Here is a 22,669-nt window from a genome sequence, read left to right as displayed (position 1 = left end):
GCCCCGGCCGGTGCCCTCCGTCAGCTGCCATGTCTACAGTGGAGCCATGGCAGTCATCTTCGACCCCCTGCGCGGACGCGTGCGTCCGGAAGCCAGCCACCCCGATGCCGCGATCATCGACGTGCTCACGAGGACCTATTCCGGCGCGGACTGGGCGGTGCTCACCGGGGCGGGAATGAGCACGGATTCAGGCGTGCCCGACTACCGTGGACCGGATTCCCCGCCGCGGAAGCCGATGACGATCCAGACCTTCCTCTCCCACCCCGATCAGCGAGCCAGGTACTGGGCACGGTCATGGATGGGCTGGCCGCGGATGCGCGGCACCCAACCGAACCAAGCTCACCTCGCCCTGGCCGAGCTGTCCGTGGCCGGGATCATCACCCAGAACGTCGATGGTCTCCATCAGGCCGCCGCCGAGGCGGTCGCCGCCGACCGCGGGAACGACGCCGGAGCCCCGGCGCCGAGTCCCGTCATCGACCTCCACGGCAGCCTCGACCGAGTGATCTGCCTGAGCAACGGACACCTGTTCGACCGCGACTGGGTACAGCGGAGACTGAGCGAACTCAACCCGGACTTCGCCGAGGAGGTCGGCATCGACCCCATCGACGTCGAAACCGCACCCGACGGCGACGTCGAACGCGAGGACACCGCCGGATTCGCAGTCCTCGACTGCCCCGAATGCGGTGGACTGCTCAAGCCCGATGTCGTCTATTTCGGCGATTCCGTCCCGGCCGCCAGGGTCCAGGCAGCCAATCGGATCGCCGACGAGGCTGCCGGACTCGTGGTGCTCGGGTCCTCGCTGGCAGTGCTGTCGGGACTGCGGTTCGTCCGGACCGCAGCGAAGGAAGGCAAACCCGTCGTCATCGTCACCGACGGGCCGACCCGCGGAGACGAATTCGCCGACTTCCGGTCGATCTCCCGCGTCGCCGACTTCGTCACCGCGTGGGCAAGCCGGTGAGGAGATCAGGCTGCGATTCGGCCAGGCATCCAGGGGAGTCCAAGCCGGGAATGGAAGACTGAGAGTCATGAGAGACAATCTGGCTCGCGCCGAACGACTGCGCCTTGTCGACACAGCCCGCCGTGCCGGGGACGACGCACCCACCCTGTGTGAAGGGTGGACGGTCAGGGACCTTGCCACCCACCTCGTCATCCGCGAACGTCATCCCCGCGCTGCCGCGGGCATCTTCATGCCGAAGTTCTCCGACCGCCTGCAGGCGAAGGAAGACGAGTACGCCGAGATGCCGTTCAGCCGGCTGCTCGGACTCGTCGCCGCACCGCCGAAGTGGACCCCGGGCGCCCTGCCGGGAGTGGAGACGGTGATGAACACGACCGAGTTCCTCGTCCACCACGAAGACATCCGCCGCGCCGCGATCGAATGGATTCCGCGTCGGCTGTCGAAGGCGGAGACCGCGACCGTGTGGGCACAGACGAAGGTGGCCCTCCTGCCCTACGCGGCGAAGGCGAAGGGGCCCGTGACGATCGAAGCCCCGGGCTTCGGTACCCGCACAGCAGGGAAGAAGGGCAGCGGTGAGGCCGCGACGATCACCGGGGCACCTCTCGAGCTGCTTCTCTATCTCATGGGACGGGTTGACCACGCACTCGTCGACGTGCGCTGAACTTCGGGAAAACCCTATCCAGGTCGGGGGATTGGTCCCTGTCGGCGTCCGGTGACGTCTTCCTAGGCTGGTATCAACAGCCGATACCAAGGAGACCAGCACCATGAACGCAACACCCACCCCGACTCCCGATCAGTTCGACCAGACCTCCGCGGGACAGTACCCACACCCGTCCGCCGGGCAGTACGAAGCACCGCAGAGCTACCCGACGCAGTACCGCAATGGCCAGCGTGCCGAGGAGGATCCGGGCAAGGTGCTCGGCATCGTCTCGCTCGTGGCGACCCTGTCGACCTTCCTCGGATTCAACTTCATCGGACCCGTCGTCGGCATCATCACCGGTCACATGGCGCGCAAGCGCTCACAGGAAGCAGGTTTCGGAGACAACGAGATGGGCAAATGGGGCTTCATCTTGGGCCTCGTCTTCCTCGGTCTCCTTGTCCTCGGATGGGCACTCGGAATCTCCTTCGGCATCGTCGGCGGCCTGGCCAGCCTCATGGCCGGCTGACCGCGACAAGAAGGCAACACCGACAGAGAAACCGCAGAGGGCCGACCCGTATGGGTCGGCCCTCTGCCGATTGGAGAAGCCCGTGTCAGACGAATTCAGTATCCGACCCAGGCCCCGCGTTCCTGGTCGAGGACCCGCGGGTGCAGCAGCGTCGAGGCTTCGACCTTGCCCACAGCCGCGCGATCACGGTCCGGTGGGAACGTCGTCGAGGCGGCGAGCACCTCGGCGGTGGCGAATTTCAATCCGTCCGGAGCATCATCGGCCACGGTCACCTCGGGGCCCTCCCCGTCGAGATCGGCGAGGAAATATCCCCAATCACCGAAGCTGGGGACATCGACGTGATACGGAGTCGTCGACAGTCCCGCCTCGGCGACGGCCTCTCCGATGCCCCAATAGGCTTCAGGGGCGAAATAGGGGGAGCCGGCCTGGACGACGAGGCGCGCCTCCGGGGACATCACCTGGCGGATGAGCCCGTAGAACTCGATGCTGTAGAGCTTCGAAGTCGCCACATCATCGGGGTCGGGAAGATCGGCGATGACCGCGTCATAGGCCGAATGCTTCGCCTCGCGCAGCCACGTGAAGGCATCGGCGGCGATCGTTGTCACCCGCGGATCGTCGAGCGAGTCGCCGTTGAACGCGGTGAAGTGCTCCGAGGTCTTCGCCAGTTCGAGGACCGCGGGGTCGAGGTCGACGAGCGTGACTGACTCGACGTCGGGATACTTGAGGATCTCGCGCACGGCCAATCCATCGCCGCCGCCGAGGACGAGGACGTTGCGCCGCGGACCGTTCAGCAGCGGATGGACGAGGCTTTCGTGATAGCGGTACTCATCGGCCGAGGCGAACTGCAGATCCCCGTTGAGGAACAGCCGCGTATCACCGGTCCTCTTCGCCTCGGTGAGCACGATCTCCTGGTAGTCCGACCGCTGCGAATACACGATCGGATCCCGGTAGAGACGCTGCCGGGTGGTGACTTCGATGTCGTCGGTATACACCCACACCACGGTGAGCCCGCCGAGGATGAGCACAAGCAGCGCTGCCAACATGAGTTGGGCGGCGCGGCTGAGTTCGGAGCGGAAGAGCCAGAGGACGATGAGGATGCCCACCAGCGCGTTCGTCATCCCCACGGCCAGCGCACCGCGCGGCAGACCGAGCAGCGGCAGCAGGAGGAACGGGAAGGCGAGCCCGCCGATGAGTCCGCCCACATAGTCGGCGGCGAAGAGGTCGGCCACTGCGCTCGAGGCCTTCTGCGCGCGGATGCGTTGGACGAGCTCCATGAGCAGCGGGATCTCCGCGCCGATGAGCGCGCCGATGACGAACGCGAGGGCCACCATGGCCACCGTGTAGACGTCGGCGAACGCGAAGGCGAGGTAGAGCAGGATGACGGAGAGCCCGCCGATGATGCCCAGGGCCGCCTCGATGAGGGCGAAGGAGACCGCGGCGAACCCGGTCAGCCGCTTGGTCGCCAGCGAGCCCACACCCATGGCGAAGACCATGACGGCCAGGACGATGGAGGCCTGGACGATGGTGTCGCCGAGCAGATAGGACCCCAAGGCCACGAGCGCGAGCTCGTAGACCATTCCGCAGCTCGCGCAGATGAACACGGCGAGCAGGACGAAGAATCGGGCCGGCCCCGGACGCATCGGGAGGGTGATCGGTCGGGCCGCCTCGGTGGTGGTGCCGGAGCCGTCGTCAGCGGTGTTCAAAGGAGGGCTGCGGCCATGATGCCCGCGATGCCCAGGTGGGCGGTGGCGTTGACCCAGACCTCGGGGTGCATCTGTGGGGAGTTGATGATGTCGCCTGTCTTGCCCGGGGTGAGCAGGCCGATGAGCACGAAACTCACTCCCATGAGGATGATGCCGAGGATGCCGAAGACGAGAGTGGACAGGATGCCCGCGGCCAGGTCATCTGAGCTGGCGCGGATGGCTGCGATGACGATGATCGCGACTCCGGCCAGGTCGGAGGCGACGAGGACCGCGGCATTGCGCGACTTCTGCTCCCACAGGATGACGTGGAGCTTGCCCGGGGTGAGCAGGTCGACGACGAAGTAGCCGATGACCATGAGGAGGAGTCCGCAGCCCGCATAGGAGAGGACGACTCCGGTCTCGTAGATGAGGTAATTCAGGAGCATGTCTGCCTTTCGCTGTGCCTGATCGTGCCTATTTTCCGGTGCCCGGTCCGCCGCCGCGGAAGCCGGAGCCGTCGCCGTAGTTCGATCCGCCGCCGGAGAAGAACGGGAGGAAGAAGAAGCCGCCGCCTCCGGAGCGGGACGAGTCGCAGCCGACGTAGTCATAGCTGCTGTCGTTCTTCTCGTAATCGCCCTCGCCGGGGTTCGAGACGTATTGGCCGTTGCTGAGGTCGTAGTCACCGCAGTTCGCCGACGACCCGGACGAACCGCAGCCTCGGAACATGTTGCCGATGACGATGAGGATGACGACGAAGAAGATGATCGTTCCGCAGCCGATGCGGCGCGGCTTCCGCCCCGATCCGCCGCCGGGCCGCTGCGGTCCGGAGGGACGCTGTGGGCCGGAAGGGCCGGAGTTTTCGCGGTCGAAATCGAAAGAGCCTCCGCCCATCGAGACGTTCGGTCCCTGGCTCATGTCGACCTCCTCAGCTCGCTGCTGCTGTGCACGATCTCTCCATGCTGCGGGTAGCAGTGCCACGACTGCCAAGCGATCCGCTCGGGACCTGCTGCGGTCAGCGACAGCGCCGTCAGTGCGCCGGGCTGTCCGGGGAACGCGACCGAGAGGTGGTCGTCTGCGGTGAGGGCACGGTCGGCACCGACGGCGAGTACCTCGGCGGCGGCCGTCGGGAAGTCCCCGGACACGTGGGTGCGGGTCGCGGTGAACCGGTGTTCGGTGAATCCGGCCCACCTGCCGTGGCGGATGTCCTCGCGGTCCCACCGCGGTCGTGTCTGCGACGAATCGTCCCCATCCTCGCCGAGGCAGGCGAAGGTCTCGATGAACACATCGGTGGGCCCGGTGCTCAGGACCGTCTGGTGGGAGGAACCGATGACGGTCAGTGTCAGGGTGAGGTGCGGTGCCTCCTCGGCGGGGGTGGACTCTGTGTCAGTGGGTGCGGCGGCTGTGGGCACATCGATGCGGTGGGCAGCCAACGGGGCGATCCGGTCGTGGTCGAGGCTCAGCCGCAGCGCCTCGGCACTGGTGTCGGTGAAGGGGACGTCGAGCGGGCGGGGAAGGGTGAGCATCAGCTGCCGGAGTAGATGGTGAAGGAACCGGTCGGGATGGTCTCTCCCGTGCTCACTTCCCAGCGTCCGTGGTCGAAGCGTTCGAAGGCGAGCAGGCGGCCGTCGCCGGATTCGTAGTCGACATAGTCGACCCCGCCCTTCTCATTCAGTCCCGTGGTGCCTTCGGACCGGTAGGATGCGGTGCCGTGCTCGACGAGGTCGTAGTCGGTGCCGTCGATGGTGATGGTCCGGGCCTTCGGTTCGATGTCGAGGTCGGGGCGGTCGCGCCAGCGGGCGATCTGCACGTCGGGGTCGCGTTCGACGCTCAGCCACATGCGGGTCGCCGAGGCGTCGGCCTGGAAGAAGTGCTCGGCCCAGTCGTAGCCGCCTTCGGAGATGCGCAGGGTGCCGCGGACGAAGAACTTCTCGTTGCCGAATTCGAGGAGGTCCCCGGCCTTGATGGTCTCGGGATCACCGCCGGTGTTCTGGTCGGCGGCGAAGGGATCGCGCGGGGCGGGCGGCTGTTGTGTCTGCTCCTGCTTGCGGGCCTTGTTGGCACGTGTTCGGATGACGAGCACGGTCACGAGAACGACGATGATGAAGACGAGGACGGCGATGAGGAGTTCTGTGGGCACGGCGGTCTGCTTCGGTTCGATGGCCGGACGGGTCACCGCCCACTCTAGTCGACCGGAATGTCACGCGCGGCTGTGATCGGACTTCTTCTCCAGAGCGGTCATCGTGTCGGCGATGAAGAACCCGAGGTCGCGGTTGAGTGCGAGCATCGGTTCGTTGTCCGTCGCCGTGTACGTCTGCACCCATTTCGCCAAGGCGGTCGCCGCGACCGCGGGCAGCTGACGCAGGTTCGCGACCTTGAGGGCCCGACCGATCCCGCGGCCTCGATAGGCTCGGTCGACGAGCGTGTCCTCCTGGATGACGATCTGCGGATCGTGGGACGAGACCATGATCTCCGTGTAGCCGACGGCGAGTTCGCCCACGTGCGCCATCGAGCTGACCAAGATCCAGCCCTGCTCTTCCATCCGCTCCTCATGGCTGCGGATCGCCGCGGTGCTGGCATGGGTGGCGGAGCGGGTGAGCTTGCCGACGGGCACGTCCTCATCCATCTGCACACGCAGTTGGGTCCAGGATTCCAACACCTCCTCGGGGCAGGCTCCGATCCATGAGGTGACCGAGAAGTCCGGGTCCTCCCTGATCACCGGCACAACCGTCGACGCGCCCGAATCCTTGTACCGATTCGCATCGGCGTCCAGGTAGGCGGGCAGGTCGAGCAGCAGTCGGTGCTCTTCGTTGCCGATGCTCATCCCGTGCGCCTGCGCGAAGGCGACCCCGGCCGGGCAGTAGGTTTCGGTCTGCACAATCTCCGAGGAATCGTCACCATCATCGAGGAACTGTGCGGCCGCCTCGGCGAGGGCAGTGCCGAAACCCTGCCGACGGTGAGCCGAGAGGACACCGAGTTCGATATCGGTCGGAGTTTCCGGGGAGAGACTGATCTCGACGCCGCCGATGATCTCCTCGCCGAGGCAGCCCACCAGGGCGATGTCCTGCCCTCCCGGACGCGGGTGGGCGAATTGGGTCAATGTCGTCTCGGCGCTGCGCCACCAGGCGGCGGTGCGGCCCTCGGTGTAAGCGATGCGCATGACGTCGTTCCACGTCAGCAGCGCAGATTCATCGTCGGCGGCGATGCGCGTGATCTGAATCTCAGACATAGTGAAAGTCGATCACGGCAGGTGCCGGTTTTCAAGGACGCCGCGGTTCGGGGTCCTCGGGACGGTCAGGGTCGTCGGTGCTGTTCGTCCCCTCGGGGTCGAACTGGTCCGCAGCGGATCCGCGGTCGGACGTGTCGGTGGGGGCCGCCTCGGCGTGGGGATCATGTTTGGGCAGGCGGGAGCCGATATGAGAACCGGGAGTGTTCATCACCCGGTACACGAGGAAGGCGCCGATGCTGAAGACGACGATGATGCACAGGGTGAGGAAGATGACCGCGCCGAGCCCGGGCTCCATTATTTCGCCATTCGCCGACGGTCGAAGTAGTTCGCGAAGCGGGCCTTGAACGAGCCCATGCCGATCGATCCGCCCACGCGCACGAGGGGTCGGCGGCCGGTCGGAACCGCATCGACGACGGATTTCACGCTGCCCCAGGTCTTCGAGAGCTGGTCGACGTTGACGGCCCAATCGGCGGGGACGACGACGGTGACGGCGCCCATTCCGGCGACGATCTCGACCTCGATGACTTCGAGATCCGTCTCGACCTCGAGGAAGTTCAGTTCGATGTTCGACATCGAGGGTTCGCAGCGGATATACGGCGGGACCGCCCACCTGGCACGGCGGACCTCGGATTCCCAACCGGCCTTGATGACGAGCGGATCGAAGCGGTCGTGGCCAGTGACCGCCATCGCGCGGCCGGCGGCGGGAGTGATCGCCGAGGTGGGGCGGAAGCGATCGGAGGGCAGCTCGGTGGTGAGGTCGGCGAGCACCTCGTCGAGGTCGATGGGGAACTTTGCGGATTGGACCTTCTCCATCCGTTCGTCGAGCTCGTCGACCGTGATTCGACCGTCTCCGGCGGCTTCGCGCAGGATCTCGATCGCCTCGTCGCGCTCTTTGTGGCCGATGCGGAAGGTCTTAGCGGGGTCGTTCTCGTCGGGGGAGGGGGTGGCTGAGCTCATGGTCTCTATCGTGCCTGATCGGGAAGTCAGCGACAACGGCAGGGAGTCGGGGGCCGTGTCTCGTGTCAGTCGTTGGCATTAGGCTAGGGGACGTGTCCACCGCACTGTACAGAAGATACCGCCCAGAGACCTTCGACGAGGTCATCGGTCAAGAGCATGTGACCGATCCGCTGAAGGCCGCCATCGAACGTGGCCGCATCAACCATGCCTACCTGTTCTCCGGGCCGCGCGGGTGCGGTAAGACCACCTCGGCGCGGATCCTGGCCCGGTGCCTCAACTGCGAGCAGGGACCTACCCCGGTGCCGTGTGGGGAATGCCCGAGCTGTCGGGATCTGGCCAACGGCGGACCCGGCTCGCTCGATGTCGTCGAGATCGACGCGGCCAGCCACAACGGCGTCGATGATGCCCGTGACCTGCGTGAACGTGCCGTCTATGCGCCCGCGCGCGATCGGTACAAAGTGTTCATCCTCGATGAGGCGCACATGGTCACCTCGCAGGGCTTCAACGCTCTGCTCAAGATCGTCGAAGAGCCGCCGCCGCATATCAAGTTCATCTTCGCCACGACCGAACCCGAGAAGGTCATCGGCACGATCCGGTCGCGGACCCACCACTATCCGTTCCGACTGGTGCCGCCGGAGGCCCTGGGCAACTACCTCGAGGAGCTGTGCGCTCGTGAGGGTGTGCAGGTGGCCAAGGGCGTGCTGCCGCTGGTCGTGCGGGCCGGAGGGGGATCGGTGCGTGACACGCTGTCGGTCCTCGACCAGCTCATCGCTGGGGCTGGGCCCGATGGAGTCGACTACGGTCGAGCCGTCGCGCTGCTCGGATATACTCCTGATTCGCTGTTGTCCGACATCGTCGATGCGTTCTCCGCCGGCGACGGTGCCGGGGTGTACCGCGCGGTGGAGCGGGTCATCGAATCCGGTCAGGATCCGAGGCGCTTCGTCGAAGATCTGCTCGAGCGCTTCCGGGATCTCATCGTCATCAACGCCGCCCCCGAGGCGGCCCATGCCTTCCTGCCCGAAGTGCCGCCGGACCGCCTGGAGAGGCTGACCCTGCAGGCCAATGGTTTCGGACAAGGCGAACTCTCCCGCGCCGCAGACCTGCTCAACGTGGGACTGACGGAGATGTCGGGTGCCACCTCGCCGAGGCTGCAGCTCGAACTCATCTGTGCCCGCATTCTGCTGCCCGGTTCCGGCCGCAGCCGGGATGCTGTGCTCAGTCGTATGGAGCGGATGGAACGTCGCATCGGCATGTCGGCCACCGGTGTGGCAGCGAACGTGCCGCCGCCGCAGGCAGTCCCGGATCAGGGTGCGGCGCAAGCCCCTGTGCAGGGGCAGGCACCTGCTGTCGATCAGGGACAGTCGGGCGGTCGACCGCCGGCAGGTGATGCGTCGCCTGGTGCGCCGGGCCGCGGGGCCGGAGCACCGGATGCGGATGCGACCGCCGGTCAGCTCCAGAGCGCAGCTCACGACGACTTCGACGACATCGCGGCCATGGCCGCGGCCGCCGAGTCGATGCTCAACGAACCGGTAGCGCAGCCAGCGCAGCAGCGTGAGCAGGGGCAGCAGCGTCAATCTGATCGGCAGGGGGCGCAAGGGCAGGCCGAGCAACAAGAACAGTCGGATCAGCAGGCTCAGTCGTCTCAGCACGATGGCCAGACCGAGCCGGAGCAGGCATCGCCGTCCGGACCTCAATCTCAGACCGCGCTCGCGGGTCCGCAGCAGCAGTCTGCTGAGGATCCCCGGAGCGCAGCTGACGGCCAGCCGGCGCAGGAACAGCAGCCATCTCCCGATTCGCCGCCCGAGCCTGCGGCCGAAGCGTCGGGCGCGCCGCAGAATGAGTCGCAATCTGTCCAGGACAACCAGCACAGCCAGGACTCTGCCGGTGCCTCTGTGCCCAGTTCCGCAGCGGACTCCGCGTCGGCGAACCAGCCTCAGCGTCAGTCCGCTCCTGCGCCTGCGGCACCAGCCGGACCTGACGATGGCTCACGACAGTCCGAGCAGGCTGCGGCGCCGGAAGCGACATCGGTGGCGGGATCCGGCGACATCGGCGGTGAGATCGAAGCGATCCGCCGCGCATGGCCGAGCATCCTCGCCTCGGTGGAGAAGCGCAGCCGACTGACACGAGCGATCATCGCGGCCAATGCGATCCCGCAGTCGTTCTCCGACGGGGTCGTCTACCTCGGCTTCAACAACGCGGGATCCGTGCAGGGATTCCAGCAGCGTGACCATGCGGCCAAACTCGCGGCGGCGATCAACGACGTTCTCGGCATCCAGGCTCGTATCGACGTCGGTGATGTCGGTCGGATCGGCGGAGGAACTGCCGGCGGAGGCAGCCAGGGCAAAGGATCCTCGGCTCCGCCCATGAATGACTCCGGCGGCAATCACGGACCGGCGCCTAGCCAGCGACGCCCGAGTCCGCAGGAAGTCGCCGCAGTCGTCGGTACTCGTGAAGTCGACAAACCACAGGTTGACCACGAGAAGTTCTGGGAACCCAGCGGCCCGACGCAGGGGCCATGGTCCTCCGACGACGAGGAGGGGGAACAGCCGGGCCCTCCGACTGAACCCACACCTCAGGACAACCCCGGTGAACCGGCCGAAACCACCGAAGAAGGATCGGCCGAGTCTGAGCCGGAATCCTCGGTCGCTCAGGTTCCCGCTGCGGACTCGGCCGAGTCTGAAGGATCAGACTGGACTGCTCCTGAGCCGAGAGATCCTGACCACGATTCTTCCGAACCAGCGGTCCCGGATGTTGTTGTGCCCGACCTGTCCGACGACGACTTCTTCGGTGCGCCGACAGACACCGGAACCGAGTCGACCGACTCCGGTAACGCACCGACCGACGACTTCGGACGGTCTGACCACTCGCGCGAGCAGGAACCAGCTCCAGCAAGGTCGTCCGGCTTCGCCGACGATTCGCCGATGGAATATGTCGAACCGCGGTGGGAGGAACCGAATTGGAACGACGGTCCCTCCCCGATCGACCCCTCACCGGTCGATGCGGCATCGACAGGCACAGCCTCGAACGACGTCGACGAGACGAGCGCCGGCAGTGGAGCTGTCGACGTCGGCGCCGTCGTCGTTCCGCCGCCCGACGACGATCTCGACTATCCCGATCTCGGCGACACCTCGAGCGACTTCGGAGGAGGTGTCTTCGACCAGTCGGCACCTGCCGTGCAGTCGCCGCCACCGACCCATGGGGGAGAGGCGAAACCGTTCAAATCGCGCTTCGCCGCACTTGCCGAAAAGCACGGTGCCACCACCACTCCGCCTGCCGGACCCGGCTACGGATCTGCTCCGCAGGCCAACCCGGCAGGAGGGGCAGCACCGGGGGCTGCCTCGGCGCCGGGATCGAACCCCTACCCGCAAGGGTCGGGATCGGACGAGGACGAGTATGATCCGGAAACGGACCTCGACGTCTCCGAAGCGCCGCAGATGGGCGTCGATGTGATCGCACGGGTCCTCGGCGGCGAAATCATTGACGAAAGAGAAGTATGAGCGCTGTATACGAAGGTGCCCTTCAGGACTTGGTCGAAGAGTTCGGCAAGCTTCCGGGCATCGGGCCGAAATCGGCCCAGCGTCTGGCGTTCCACATCCTGCAGACGGACTCGCAGGACGTCAATGCGCTGGCCCAGGCGCTCACCGACGTGAAGAAGCGAGTGCGGTTCTGCGAGATCTGCGGAAACGTCTCCGAGGAGGCCGAATGCACGGTCTGCCAGGACCCGCGCCGCGATCGGTCGATGATCTGCGTGGTCGAAGAGCCCAAGGACGTCGTCGCAATCGAACGGACCCGAGAATACCGGGGCCTCTACCACGTCCTCGGCGGAGCCATCGACCCGATGGCCGGGGTCGGGCCCGACAACCTGCGGATCAAAGAGCTCATGACGCGTCTGCAGGACGGTGAGGTCAAGGAGACCGTCATCGCCACCGACCCGAACCTCGAAGGCGAAGCCACCGCCACCTACCTCGTCCGCCTGCTCGGATCACTCGGCGTGACCGTCACCCGCCTGGCCTCGGGGCTGCCCGTCGGCGGCGACCTCGAATACGCCGACGAAGTCACCCTCGGTCGGGCATTCTCCGGTCGTCGCGAAATCGACTGACCGCCTCGGTTTCGCCCTCTTGACACCATATCGATAATCGTGAAACATATTGTTTATCGATATATCGACAAACGATAAATCATCGGATGCGGCGAAGGTCGGCGAAAAGCTCGTCTGCTGCTCGCCGGGACGGGAAGGCGTTGTCATGTCACCGACAGAGGAACAGAGGCCGGACGGCGAACCTCAGAAGCGCAAGGCGTTCGGAACAGGTTACGAACTATGGATCGGTTTGGCGGTCGGCTTCTACGTCATCTATGCCGTCACTGATCTCGTCACGCGAATGATCCGCTCCGAAGTGGCGGTGACGGTGGACTTCTCCGACGGCTCCGCCTCCTCGCTCGATGCCGGGAACGGAGCGGTATCCCTGTCCGGACTCACCGAGATCGTCGTTCCGACGGCCGACGTCTCGGCCGGGGCGGTCGTGCTGGTGACCATTGCCGAAGTCACTCTTATCCTCACCGTGTTGGCGGCCGCGATCTCCCTGGTGCCTGTCATCCGTGACATCGCGGCGGGAACACCCTTCACGCTCCGGGCGTCCCGCGCCTTTGCGGCGTTCGAGTGGATCGTGGCGATCGGGTGGATTCTCCACTTCATCACCAAGGTTCCCGGCGGCAACTGGATCTCCGCCGATATCGGCATCGCTGATGAAGTGGGGCCGGGAATCACCGTCGTCCACGCGTTCTTCGTTCTCGGGGTCGTCGGCGGCGCCGAACTGCTGCGGCGGTGCTTCAGATCAGGACGCGAAGCTCAAGAAGAGCTCGAAGGGCTCGTGTGATGGTCGAGGAATTCGACTCCTCCCGGGTCATCTGCCACCTCGACAGTCTGCTGACCCGGCGTGACATGAGCCTGACCGAATTGTCCAAACGCGTCGGGGTTTCGCTCGCGAACCTCTCCGTGCTCAAGAACAACAGAGCGAAGGCCGTGCGCTACTCCACTCTCATCGCTCTGTGCGAGGTCCTCGACTGTCAGCCTGGTGACCTCTTCACCGTGGAGCGACGATCGGACTGACCGTCAAGAGCAGCGCCCGTCGGCACGAAGCCGGCGGGCCGCCTCGGCGAGTGAATCCGGCGTTCCACGATGCCTCGTTTATAACGATTTCTGAGCAGGGGCTGAACGCCCGGTGACCAACCGCCGCCTCGCCTATGTGCACAGTCAACGCTCGGGTCCGCAGGGGCGGACATTCGGCCCGGTCAGGCGGTGTCTGAATGACGGGCGAAGGTGAAGCGGAATGACGCACCTCATACAATGGTTCAGGTGCCGGGAGCCCGACACGGCTGAAATCCTGATCGATGCAGCACGAGACCTCCATGTTTGGAACCATGGAATCGATCGCCTGGCACGGAACTTATCAGCGATAAGGAAGATACTGCAGTGAGCATAGTCGTCCAGAAGTTCGGTGGGTCCTCGGTAGCCGATGCGGAATCGGTCAAGCGGGTGGCCAAACGAATTGTCGAGTACCGTCAAGCCGGTCACGAAGTAGTTGTCGTGGTCTCGGCCATGGGTGACAGTACCGATGATCTCATCGACTTGGCCCAACAGGTTTCCCCCATGCCCCCCGCCCGCGAACTCGATATGCTGCTGACCGCCGGTGAGCGCATCTCGATGGCGGTGCTGGCCATGGCGATCGCCAACCTCGGCTTCGAAGCCCAGTCCTTCACCGGCTCCCAGGCCGGAGTCATCACCGATGAGCAGTTCGGCAAGGCCCGAATCATCGACGTCACTCCCGGCCGCATCCGGTCCTCCCTCGACGAGGGATACGTTGCCATCGTCGCAGGATTCCAGGGCGTCAGCCAGACTGCGAAGAACATCACCACACTCGGCCGCGGCGGCTCCGACACCACCGCTGTGGCACTGGCCGCGTCGCTCGACGCCGATGTGTGTGAGATCTACACCGACGTCGACGGCGTCTTCACCGCGGATCCGCGGATCGTGCCCACGGCGCGCAAGATCGATGAGATCGGCTACGAAGAGATGATGGAGATGGCCGCCTCGGGCGCCAAGGTCCTCATGCTCCGCTGCGTCGAATACGCCCGCCGTTACAACGTGCCGGTGCACGTGCGGTCCTCATTCTCTCGCAACCAAGGAACCTGGGTGACCGATTCACCCATCCCCGAAGCCTTCCGCCAGGGCCGGGGATCATCGACCCCGGCAGCGGAACCAGAAACGGAGTCCACCATGGAACAGGCAATCATCTCCGGCGTCGCCCACGACCGCTCGGAAGCCAAGGTCACGATCGTCGGTGTTCCCGATGTCCCCGGCAAGGCCGCTGAGATCTTCAAGACTCTGGCCAAGCAGGAAGCCAACATCGACATGATCGTCCAGAACATCTCCACCCGCGAGCCGGGGAAGACGGACATCTCATTCACCCTGCCCATGGACGACGGAGCCAAGGCGCTCGAGGCCCTCGACGGTGTGAAGGCAGAGATCGGCTTCGACCAGGTCCGCTACGACGACCAGATCGGCAAGCTCTCCGTCGTCGGCGCCGGAATGCGCTCCCACCCGGGCGTGACCGCGACCCTGTTCGAAGCGCTCAGCGAAGCCCAGGTCAATATCGACATGATCTCCACCTCGGAGATCCGCATCAGCGTCGTCACCCGAGCAGACCTGCTCGACGACGCGGTCCGTGCCGCTCATGCCGCCTACGGACTCGACAGTGAAGACAACGAAGCAGTGGTGTACGGAGGTACCGGACGATGAGCGTCAATATCGGAGTAGTCGGTGCGACCGGCCAGGTCGGCGGAGTCATGCTCGACCTGCTGGCCGACGATCCCGGGTTCGAGATCGGGTCCCTGAGGCTCTTCGCCTCGGCCCGTTCGGCCGGGAAGACGATCGACTTCAAGGGCCAGCCGATCACCGTCGAAGACGCCGCCGAGGCGGATCCGAGCGGACTCGATATCGCCCTGTTCTCCGCCGGTGGGGCGACGTCGAAGGCACAGGCCGAGCGTTTCGCCGCGGCCGGTGCCATCGTCGTCGACAACTCCTCGGCGTGGCGTTCGGACCCGGAGGTTCCGCTCGTCGTCAGCGAGGTCAACCCCAATGCCCTTGATGAGCCGCCCAAGGGCATCATCGCGAACCCGAACTGCACGACCATGGCCGCCATGCCCGTGCTCAAGGCCCTCCATGACAAGGCCGGACTGAGCCGTCTCATCGTGGCTACCTACCAGGCAGTGTCCGGTTCGGGTCTGTCCGGGGTCGAGGAGCTCGCCGGTCAGCTCGAAGCCGGTCTGCCCGATGCCCGCAAGCTCACCACCGACGGAAACGCGGTGAGCCTGCCGGAGCCTGACAACTACGTCGAACCGATTGCGTTCAACGTCCTGCCGATGGCCGGATCGGTCGTCGACGACGGGCAGAACGAAACCGATGAAGAGAAGAAGCTGCGCAACGAGAGCCGGAAGATCCTCGGCCTGCCCGACCTGCTGGTCGCCGGCACCTGCGTGCGCGTGCCAGTCTTCACCGGACACAGCTTGAGCATCCACGCCGAATTCGACTCCGACATCAGCCCCGAGCAGGCCACCGAAATCCTGTCGCAGGCACCCGGAGTCTCCCTCGACGAGGTCCCGACCCCGCTCAAGGCCGCAGGTCGGAACGACAGCTACGTCGGCCGCATCCGCGCCGACCAGTCGGCACCAGCAGGCAAGGGACTCGTCCTCTTCGTCTCCAACGACAACCTGCGCAAGGGCGCGGCACTGAACACCGTGCAGATCGCCGCTCTGCTGGCCAAGAAGCTCGAGGCGAAGGCCGCCTGAGCCGGCAAGGCAACGACAGTCAGGTGATGAACCGCCCGGAAGCACACGCTTTCGGGCGGTTCGTTGTTTCCCGCAGTCGCACTCGACTGCCCGTCAGCGGCAGTCTCGTTCAAGGCCACGCTCGTTTATCCAGAGTTCCCGCACGCCGGTCGAACTTGTTCAAGCGCAACCGCAGATTGCACGCGGTACACGGAGCGAAAAGTGCGCTCCGCCTTGAACGAGCGGACCTTGGGTGACGGTATGGGTGCCAAGTGTCGAAAGCGGCCAGAACATATAAAAGCGTTGCTATATATAAATATTTATATTAGTGGCGGGCCTCTGATCTGAGTATCGTCGACGATGTTGCTTCATCCTCGATGCCTTAGAAAGGCTCCTCATGACCTCCTCGCGCATTCTTCTCACTTCCGCTGCCATCGCCTCCTCGGCGACGCTGGTCCTCAGCGGCTGCGGGGGACAGGCCTCCGAAGCCGACACCGGGGCACTGCGCGTGGTGACCTCGACCAACGTCTACGCCGACATCGTCTCCCAAGTCGCCGGCGATTTCGCCGAGGTGAGCCCGATCATCGATGATCCGAACCAGGATCCTCACTCCTACGAGGCGACCACGCAGGATCGACTCAAACTGTCGAAGGCCGACCTCGTGGTACAGAACGGCGGCGGCTACGACGCATTCATGACCGGAATGCTCGATGCCTCCGGTACTGACGTCGACATCATCGATACCGTTTCGATCTCGGGCCTGCCCGGCTCGGAAGGCCTCGGCAACGAGCCCCACGACCATGAACACGGTGAGGGCCATGACGACGAGGAAGCCCACGGCGGCGGGCACGCTCACGAGGGTGAGGAGGCACATGACCATGAACATGCCGAAGAGGGCCACGATGATGCGGGCCACGAAGGCCACGATCACGGATCATTCAACGAACACCTGTGGTACTCGGTCCCGACGATGACGAAGCTCGTCGACGAGGCGGCGACCCACCTCGGCGAGGCCCTGCCGGAACATCAGGGAGAGTTCGAGGAGAACGCGAAAGAGTACAAGGCGCAGCTGACCGCCCTGCAGGACGATATCGATGCGGTGAAGAAGGAACACGGCGGCGAGAAGGTCGCTGCGACCGAACCGATTCCGCTGTGGTTGTTCGACGATATGGGACTCGAGAACGTCACCTCGATGGAGTTCCTCGCCGCGGTCGAAGAGGGCAATGATGTGCCGCCGCTGGTGCTCAAGGCCGCGGAGAAGCAGATCTCCGATGGAGATGCCGTGCTGCTTGGATACAATACTCAAGCGGCAGGTCCGCAGGCAGAGGCCTTGAAGTCCACCGCTGAGGACTCCGACGTCCCGGTCGTCGACCTCGCCGAGACCATGCCTTCGGGAACGCACTACGCCGACTGGATGGGTGGCTACATCACCGAAATCTCAACCGCACTCGAAGGGCACAAGCACTGAACATGGCCAAGGAATCCGACGCTTCCGCACCGGCAACGCGACGGGAGCCGGTGATTCGACTGCGCGGTGCCGAACTGCGGTTCGGCCCGCGTGTGCTCTGGCACGATCTCGACCTCGACGTCGCGCCCGGGGAGTTCCTCGCCGTGCTCGGCCCCAACGGCACCGGCAAGACCTCCCTGCTCAAGGTGCTGCTGGGACAGAATGCACTGTCGGCCGGCACCGCTGAGGTCGGCGGTCGGGAAGTGCACAAGGGCAATCCCGCCATCGGCTACATTCCGCAGCAGCGCGGAATCGATCCGCACACTCCGATGCGCGGCCGCGATCTGGTGCGCATGGGCATCGACGGTCACCGGTGGGGGATGGGCCTGCTGTCCCGGGGGCGAAAGAAGAAGGTCGAAGACCTCTTGGCCTCCGTCGGCGCCACCGACTATGCCGACGCCCCCGCCGGCACGGTCTCCGGCGGTGAGCTGCAGCGACTGCGTGTGGCACAGTCCCTGGCCAACGATCCCACGGTGCTGCTCTGCGACGAACCGCTGCTGTCCCTCGACCTGCACCACCAGCAGGTGGTGGCCGCGCTGCTGCACGAACAGCGGGTCAAACGCGATGCCGCCGTCGTCTTCGTCACCCACGAGATCAACCCGATCCTGCCGTATGTCGACCGGGTGCTCTATATCGTCGGCGGGCATTTCCTCATCGGCACCCCCGCCGAGGTGATGACCACCGAATCGCTGTCCCGCCTCTACGGTGCTCCGGTCGAAGTGGTCCGCGTCGGCGGCCGCCTCGTCGTCGTCGGCGGTGAAGAGGAATGCGTCGACCACCACAACCTGCCCGATGACTCCTTCGACCTCGACGGGACGGTGGTGAACCGATGAGCATTCCTGAGATCTTTGCCAACCTCTTCACCTTCGAGGATTACGGCGAGCTCGTGGCGCTGCTGGCCAATTCTCTCATCGCCGCGGCGCTGCTCGGCGTTGTCGGAGGCCTCATCAGTGTCTTCGTCATGGCTCGGGACATCCCCTTCGCAGTCCACGGGGTCTCCGAGCTCTCCTTCGCCGGTGCTGCCTTCGCCCTACTCGTCGGCTTCGACGTCGTGACCGGGTCGATCGTCGGGTCCGTCGTCGCGGCTCTCATCATCGGCATCGGCGGGGCCAAGGATTCGGAGAAGAACGCGATCATCGGCGTCCTCATGCCCTTCGGCCTGGGACTGGCGATCCTCTTCCTCGCCCTCTACGACGGGCGAGCGGCGAGCAAGTTCGGGCTGCTCACCGGCCAGATCGTCGCGATCACACCCGGCCAGATCCTCACCCTCATCATCTGTGCGCTGGCCGTACTCGTGGTGTTGGCGATCGTCTGGCGTCCGCTCATGTTCTCCAGCCTCGACCCCGAGGTGGCACGGGCCAAAGGTGTGCCGGTCAGTGTGCTCACCATCGTCTTCATGCTCACCCTCGGACTCGCGGTGGCGCTGAGCGTGCAGGTCGTCGGTGTCCTCCTCGTCCTCGCTCTTCTCATCACCCCGGCCGCCGCAGCAACCCAGCTCTCGGCCTCGCCGGTGTGGGTTCCGGTGCTCAGCGTGATCTTCGCCGTGACCGCCTCGGTCGGTGGAATCCTCATTGCGCTCGGTTCACCGGTGGTCCCGATCAGCCCGTTCGTCACGACGATCTCGTTCCTCATCTACGTCGTCTGCCGTCTCGTCGGAGGTCGCCGGATGAAATCCCTGCACCGACGCCGCGCCCACCGCGCTGCAAGAGAACACAACACCCCCATCCCTACCCCCTAGTTGCTACCTGACGGCGGCCCAGCAACCTCGCGCGAGGTTGCTGGGCCGCCGTCAGGTAGTTCTGGGAGCGGATAGAGTTGGGGGAATGAAGAAGCGCGCTCTCCTCGCCGGTGCTCTTGCCGCCCCCACGGCCGCCGGAATCTGGGGTGCGGTCATCGAACCGCACCTCTTCGCCATCCGCCACCACACCCTGCCGATCCTGCCTGCCGGAGCCGAATCCATCCGGATCCTCCACGTCGCCGACCTGCACCTGGCGCCCTGGCAGAAGCACCGTGCCTCCTGGGTCAAAGCGCTCACCCGGCTCGAACCGGACGTCGTCGTCAACACCGGTGACAACCTCTCGGCCGATATCGTGCCCGACGTCCTCGACGTCTTCTCCGGTCTGCTCGACACACCCGGAGTCTTCGTCCTGGGGTCAAATGACTTCTTCTCGCCGCAGGCGAAGAATCCCGCGAAGTATCTGCGATCGCCGTCCCAGGTCAAACACCGAGTGAACCCCGATCTCGACGTTGGGGCCCTCGTCCGCGGATTCGAAGAACCGACATCCCCGTCGGACTCGTCGGCCGGTAGTCAGGGATGGCATTTCCTCGACAACACCGAGGCGACCCTGACGATCAAGGGCACCCGGATCCACTTCACCGGGCTCGGCGACGCCCATATCGACCGCGACCGGATCCGTTGGAGTGGGGGAGCACCCGGCAAGGGCGTGCTTGAGCATCCGCGGTTCGATTCCGAGGCCGGGCTCAAGGTGGGCGTGACACACGCCCCGTATTCGCGGACCTTGGAGGCGTTCGCCTCGGCGGGGGCGGACCTCATCATGGCCGGACACACTCACGGGGGACAGATCCGCGTGCCCTTCTGGGGTGCGCCGGTGACGAACTGCGACCTCGATCGGACACGCGCACGCGGAGTCTTTCCGTACCGGAAGAGCCTCGTCGCCATCTCCGCCGGTCTCGGATTCTCACCGTACTCACCAGTGCGTTTCGCCTGCCGACCTGAAGTCAGCGTCTTGGAACTCGTCGCAATGGCCTAACCTGTTCAGCGGTTTCTGAAGATTTGCACAAGGCAAATTCGTTAAACTGGCTACCATGGTGTCTCCTGAGTCAAACGCCCCACCCACAAAAATGGGCGCGTTCATGCAGTTCGTGGCCGTCAGCGCAGTGGCGGGAATCGTCGCTGCCGGTCTGGCCATTCCCGGAGTCGGTGTCGCAACAGCCAGTGCGAACAGCGCTGTCGAGATCTTCGATTCACTCCCCGCGACCTTGGAGATCAAGGACCTCGGTGAGAAGTCGACGATGCTTGCCTCCGACGGGTCCGAGCTTGCGGAGTTCTACTGGCAGAACCGCCAGGAGGTCCCGCTGGATAAGATCTCGAAGGATATGCAGAATGCGACGATCGCCGTCGAGGACTACCGGTACTTCGAACACGGCGGCGTCGACATCGAGGGCATTGCTCGTGCAGCGGTGCACAATATGGTGTCCTCGACGACTCAGGGCGGATCGACGCTGACCCAGCAGTACGTGAAGAACGTGCTGGCAGAGAACGCGCATGCCGAGGAAGACTCCGAAGGTGTGGCTGCGGCGAAGGAGTCCGAAGGCACCGCCGGCTATGCGCGTAAGCTCCGCGAAGCCAAACTCGCTGTCGCGGTTGAGAAGAAGTACGACAAGAAGGAAATCCTCAATCGCTACATGAACATCAACAACTATTCGGGTTCCCCGAACGTCTACGGTGTCGAAGCCGCCGCCTACCGGTACTGGGGCATCCACGCGAAAGATCTCAACATCCAGCAGTCGGCGATGCTCGCCGGAATCGTGCAGAACCCCTCGGCGTTCAACCCGCAGCGGTTCCCCGACCAGGTGCTCAAGCGTCGCAACACCGTGCTCGGGCAGATGCTCAAGTACGACCACATCACGCAGAAGGAGTACGACAAGGCGGTCAAGACCGACCTCGACCTCGACCTGCATGAGACTCCGAACGGCTGTTCGGCAGCCAAGAGCAAGGCAGAATTCTTCTGCAACTATGTTCAGAACGTCATTATGAATGATGACACCTTCGGCGACACGGCTGACGAACGCCTGGCCTTCCTCCAACGTGGCGGTCTGAAGATCAAGACCAGCCTCAATCCCGATATCCAGAAGATCGCGGACAAAGAGATCAAGAAGCGCGTCCCCGTCGGCGACCCCTCCGGCGCCGGTCACGCCCTGGTGACGATCGAACCTGGAACCGGTGAAGTCATCGCCATGGCCGAGAACCGCGAATACACCGCGGGAGAGGTCAAGAAGAAGGACAAGAACAAGAAGACCTCGATCAACTACACCGTCGACAAGAAGCACAACGGAGGCGGCGGCTTCCAGGTCGGTTCGACGTGGAAGCCTTTCGTCCTGACGGCATGGCTGAAGGAAGGAAAGAGCCTCAACACCACCGTCAATGCGACGAAGCGCAATTTCCCGGCCAGCTCCTGGAAGTACGAGGGCTGTCCGAATATGGGCGGAGACTGGGACCCGAACAACGCCGGCGACGGTGAAGGCAAGGGTTCGATGACCGCGCTGGAGGCCACGAAGAAGTCCGTCAACACGGGCTATGCGGCGATGGGCAACCAGCTGAACATGTGTGATGTCATGGACACCGCTATGGACCTCGGCATCCGCTATGGCAGCGGAGAGGCGCTCGACTTCAAGGACAAGTCCGGCTTCATCCAAGCCCTGTCACCGTCGTCGATTCTCGGTACGACGGAGACCACGCCGATCGCCATGGCCGCGGCGTTCGCCACCTTCGCGAACGAAGGCGAATTCTGCGGACCGAAGCCGATCATTGAGATCAAGGACCGCAAGGGCGAGAAGCTCGACCTGCCTGGCGAAGGCTGCAAGCGAGTGCTCGACAAGGAAGTGGCCAAGGGCGTCGCCTACGCGCTGACTCAGACGTTCAACGGCGGTACGACGAGCTCGCTGAAGATCGGAGTTCCGGCAGGCGCTAAGACCGGTACGACGAACTTCGAGGTCGGTCACACCTGGCTGCTCGGGTTCACCAAGACGCTGTCGACTGCGGTCTGGACCGGCGATCCGGGGGGCACTCGGGACTGGCGCACCAACGGCGCCGGCGCCGTCAGAGGCCACATCTACGGTGCGACCATCTCCGGTAAGACCTGGCAGGCATACATGAGCCAGGCGGTGAAGGAGACCAAGGGCAATACCGGGTTCCCGAAGCCCAGCAGCAAGTACTTCTCCGGCGGCGGCTCCGGCGGTGGTGGCGGTTCGTCCAGCGGCGGCCGCGGTGGAGGCGGCGGCACCGGCACTGGTGGCGGTGGCGGAAGCCACGGCAACGGCGGTGGCGGCACCGGTGGCGGCGGCAACGGCGGCGGTGGAGGCGGCAACTCCGGAAACAACGGAGGCGGCGGCGGAAACGGCGGCGGCAACAACGGCGGCAGTGACGGCGGCAGTGACGGCGGTGACGGCGGCGGCGAGGCTCCCGGCCTCGGCGGCAACTGAGCCGATGAGATGCCGGTCGTGACCGGCCGATAGAACCCGGCGGAGAACGTCCCGGTGAAGGCGGGGAGGACCAGGGCCTCCCCGCCTTCGCTGTCTGACTTTCACGGGTGTCGCCGCAGCGAAACAGCT

Annotated in this window: 22 protein-coding genes; 14 read left to right on the top strand and 8 right to left on the bottom strand. The window is 65.0% G+C overall.

From position 1 onward, the window contains the following. The first annotated feature begins 46 nt into the window (after positions 1 to 46). The 3 genes from HIM68_RS16185 (at position 47) to HIM68_RS16175 (ending at position 2,121) form a co-directional block, all read left to right on the top strand. Entirely contained in the window at positions 47 to 958 is a 912-nt protein-coding gene (locus HIM68_RS16185; RefSeq protein ID WP_172174016.1) for a Sir2 family NAD-dependent protein deacetylase, read from the top strand. A 67-nt stretch (positions 959 to 1,025) separates the two neighbouring features. Next, positions 1,026 to 1,616: a TIGR03085 family metal-binding protein gene (locus tag HIM68_RS16180; RefSeq protein ID WP_172174013.1), complete on the top strand. Its 591-nt coding sequence runs from the start codon at positions 1,026 to 1,028 to the stop codon at positions 1,614 to 1,616. Between the two features lie 103 nt (positions 1,617 to 1,719). Further along, on the top strand, positions 1,720 to 2,121 hold the full coding sequence (locus HIM68_RS16175; protein WP_172174010.1) for a DUF4190 domain-containing protein: 402 nt from the start codon (positions 1,720 to 1,722) through the stop codon (positions 2,119 to 2,121). 95 nt (positions 2,122 to 2,216) lie between these two features. Here HIM68_RS16175 and HIM68_RS16170 read toward each other — a convergent pair whose 3' ends face one another. The 8 genes from HIM68_RS16170 to HIM68_RS16135 are packed head-to-tail and all read right to left on the bottom strand — an operon-like array spanning position 2,217 to position 7,986. Next, positions 2,217 to 3,824, bottom strand: coding sequence for a polyamine aminopropyltransferase (locus HIM68_RS16170; protein WP_253904005.1), 1,608 nt, complete (start codon positions 3,822 to 3,824; stop codon positions 2,217 to 2,219). Next, complete coding sequence (locus tag HIM68_RS16165; protein ID WP_052240077.1) at positions 3,821 to 4,249, bottom strand: DUF350 domain-containing protein; 429 nt, start codon at positions 4,247 to 4,249, stop codon at positions 3,821 to 3,823. The genes HIM68_RS16170 and HIM68_RS16165 overlap by 4 nt, the downstream gene beginning before the upstream one ends. Before the next feature lie 28 nt (positions 4,250 to 4,277). Continuing rightward, a complete protein-coding gene (locus HIM68_RS16160) occupies positions 4,278 to 4,718 on the bottom strand; it encodes a hypothetical protein (RefSeq protein WP_216657197.1) in 441 nt (146 codons plus the stop codon). Beyond that, a complete protein-coding gene (locus HIM68_RS16155; RefSeq protein WP_172174007.1) occupies positions 4,715 to 5,326 on the bottom strand; it encodes a DUF2617 family protein in 612 nt (203 codons plus the stop codon). Before HIM68_RS16155 ends, HIM68_RS16160 begins: the two co-directional genes overlap by 4 nt. After that, positions 5,326 to 5,976 carry a DUF4178 domain-containing protein gene (locus HIM68_RS19075; protein WP_258041890.1) on the bottom strand — a complete coding sequence of 217 codons (651 nt, stop codon included), beginning with the start codon at positions 5,974 to 5,976 and terminating at the stop codon, positions 5,326 to 5,328. Before HIM68_RS19075 ends, HIM68_RS16155 begins: the two co-directional genes overlap by 1 nt. Before the next feature lie 24 nt (positions 5,977 to 6,000). After that, complete coding sequence (locus tag HIM68_RS16145; protein ID WP_172174004.1) at positions 6,001 to 7,029, bottom strand: GNAT family N-acetyltransferase; 1,029 nt, start codon at positions 7,027 to 7,029, stop codon at positions 6,001 to 6,003. A 31-nt stretch (positions 7,030 to 7,060) separates the two neighbouring features. After that, positions 7,061 to 7,324 carry a hypothetical protein gene (locus HIM68_RS16140; RefSeq protein WP_172174001.1) on the bottom strand — a complete coding sequence of 88 codons (264 nt, stop codon included), beginning with the start codon at positions 7,322 to 7,324 and terminating at the stop codon, positions 7,061 to 7,063. Further along, positions 7,324 to 7,986, bottom strand: coding sequence for a DUF1707 domain-containing protein (locus HIM68_RS16135; protein WP_172173998.1), 663 nt, complete (start codon positions 7,984 to 7,986; stop codon positions 7,324 to 7,326). Before HIM68_RS16135 ends, HIM68_RS16140 begins: the two co-directional genes overlap by 1 nt. A gap of 92 nt (positions 7,987 to 8,078) precedes the next feature. On the opposite strand from HIM68_RS16135, the gene HIM68_RS16130 reads away from it, so the two are divergent. From HIM68_RS16130 to HIM68_RS16080, 11 genes are all read left to right on the top strand, one after another. After that, complete coding sequence (locus tag HIM68_RS16130) at positions 8,079 to 11,483, top strand: DNA polymerase III subunit gamma and tau (RefSeq protein WP_172173995.1); 3,405 nt, start codon at positions 8,079 to 8,081, stop codon at positions 11,481 to 11,483. Then, positions 11,480 to 12,085 (top strand): recombination mediator RecR, encoded by a 606-nt coding sequence (gene recR, locus HIM68_RS16125; protein WP_025780860.1) that lies wholly within the window; start codon positions 11,480 to 11,482, stop codon positions 12,083 to 12,085. Before HIM68_RS16130 ends, recR begins: the two co-directional genes overlap by 4 nt. Before the next feature lie 145 nt (positions 12,086 to 12,230). Next, entirely contained in the window at positions 12,231 to 12,860 is a 630-nt protein-coding gene (locus HIM68_RS16120; protein ID WP_172173992.1) for a DUF2975 domain-containing protein, read from the top strand. Then, positions 12,860 to 13,093 (top strand): helix-turn-helix transcriptional regulator, encoded by a 234-nt coding sequence (locus tag HIM68_RS16115; RefSeq protein ID WP_139907175.1) that lies wholly within the window; start codon positions 12,860 to 12,862, stop codon positions 13,091 to 13,093. The genes HIM68_RS16120 and HIM68_RS16115 overlap by 1 nt, the downstream gene beginning before the upstream one ends. 363 nt (positions 13,094 to 13,456) lie before the next feature. Next, positions 13,457 to 14,782 (top strand): aspartate kinase, encoded by a 1,326-nt coding sequence (locus HIM68_RS16110; protein WP_139468722.1) that lies wholly within the window; start codon positions 13,457 to 13,459, stop codon positions 14,780 to 14,782. Further along, positions 14,779 to 15,831 (top strand): aspartate-semialdehyde dehydrogenase, encoded by a 1,053-nt coding sequence (locus tag HIM68_RS16105; RefSeq protein ID WP_139468721.1) that lies wholly within the window; start codon positions 14,779 to 14,781, stop codon positions 15,829 to 15,831. Before HIM68_RS16110 ends, HIM68_RS16105 begins: the two co-directional genes overlap by 4 nt. A 376-nt stretch (positions 15,832 to 16,207) precedes the next feature. Next, complete coding sequence (locus HIM68_RS16100; RefSeq protein WP_172173989.1) at positions 16,208 to 17,278, top strand: zinc ABC transporter substrate-binding protein; 1,071 nt, start codon at positions 16,208 to 16,210, stop codon at positions 17,276 to 17,278. Between the two features lie 2 nt (positions 17,279 to 17,280). After that, positions 17,281 to 18,150, top strand: a complete 870-nt coding sequence (locus HIM68_RS16095; RefSeq protein ID WP_172173968.1) for a metal ABC transporter ATP-binding protein — start codon at positions 17,281 to 17,283, stop codon at positions 18,148 to 18,150. Continuing rightward, positions 18,147 to 19,055, top strand: a complete 909-nt coding sequence (locus tag HIM68_RS16090; protein ID WP_172173965.1) for a metal ABC transporter permease — start codon at positions 18,147 to 18,149, stop codon at positions 19,053 to 19,055. Before HIM68_RS16095 ends, HIM68_RS16090 begins: the two co-directional genes overlap by 4 nt. An 85-nt stretch (positions 19,056 to 19,140) precedes the next feature. Beyond that, positions 19,141 to 20,088, top strand: a complete 948-nt coding sequence (locus tag HIM68_RS16085) for a metallophosphoesterase (RefSeq protein WP_172173962.1) — start codon at positions 19,141 to 19,143, stop codon at positions 20,086 to 20,088. 55 nt (positions 20,089 to 20,143) lie between these two features. Then, entirely contained in the window at positions 20,144 to 22,540 is a 2,397-nt protein-coding gene (locus HIM68_RS16080) for a transglycosylase domain-containing protein (protein WP_172173959.1), read from the top strand. The last annotated feature ends 129 nt before the right edge of the window (positions 22,541 to 22,669 follow it).

The sequence above is a fragment of the Brevibacterium sp. CT2-23B genome (assembly GCF_013168765.1).
GTDB classification, from domain to species: domain Bacteria; phylum Actinomycetota; class Actinomycetes; order Actinomycetales; family Brevibacteriaceae; genus Brevibacterium; species Brevibacterium sediminis.
The sequence above is the reverse complement of the archived record's forward strand: the minus strand, read 5'-3'. Positions and strand labels throughout refer to the sequence as shown.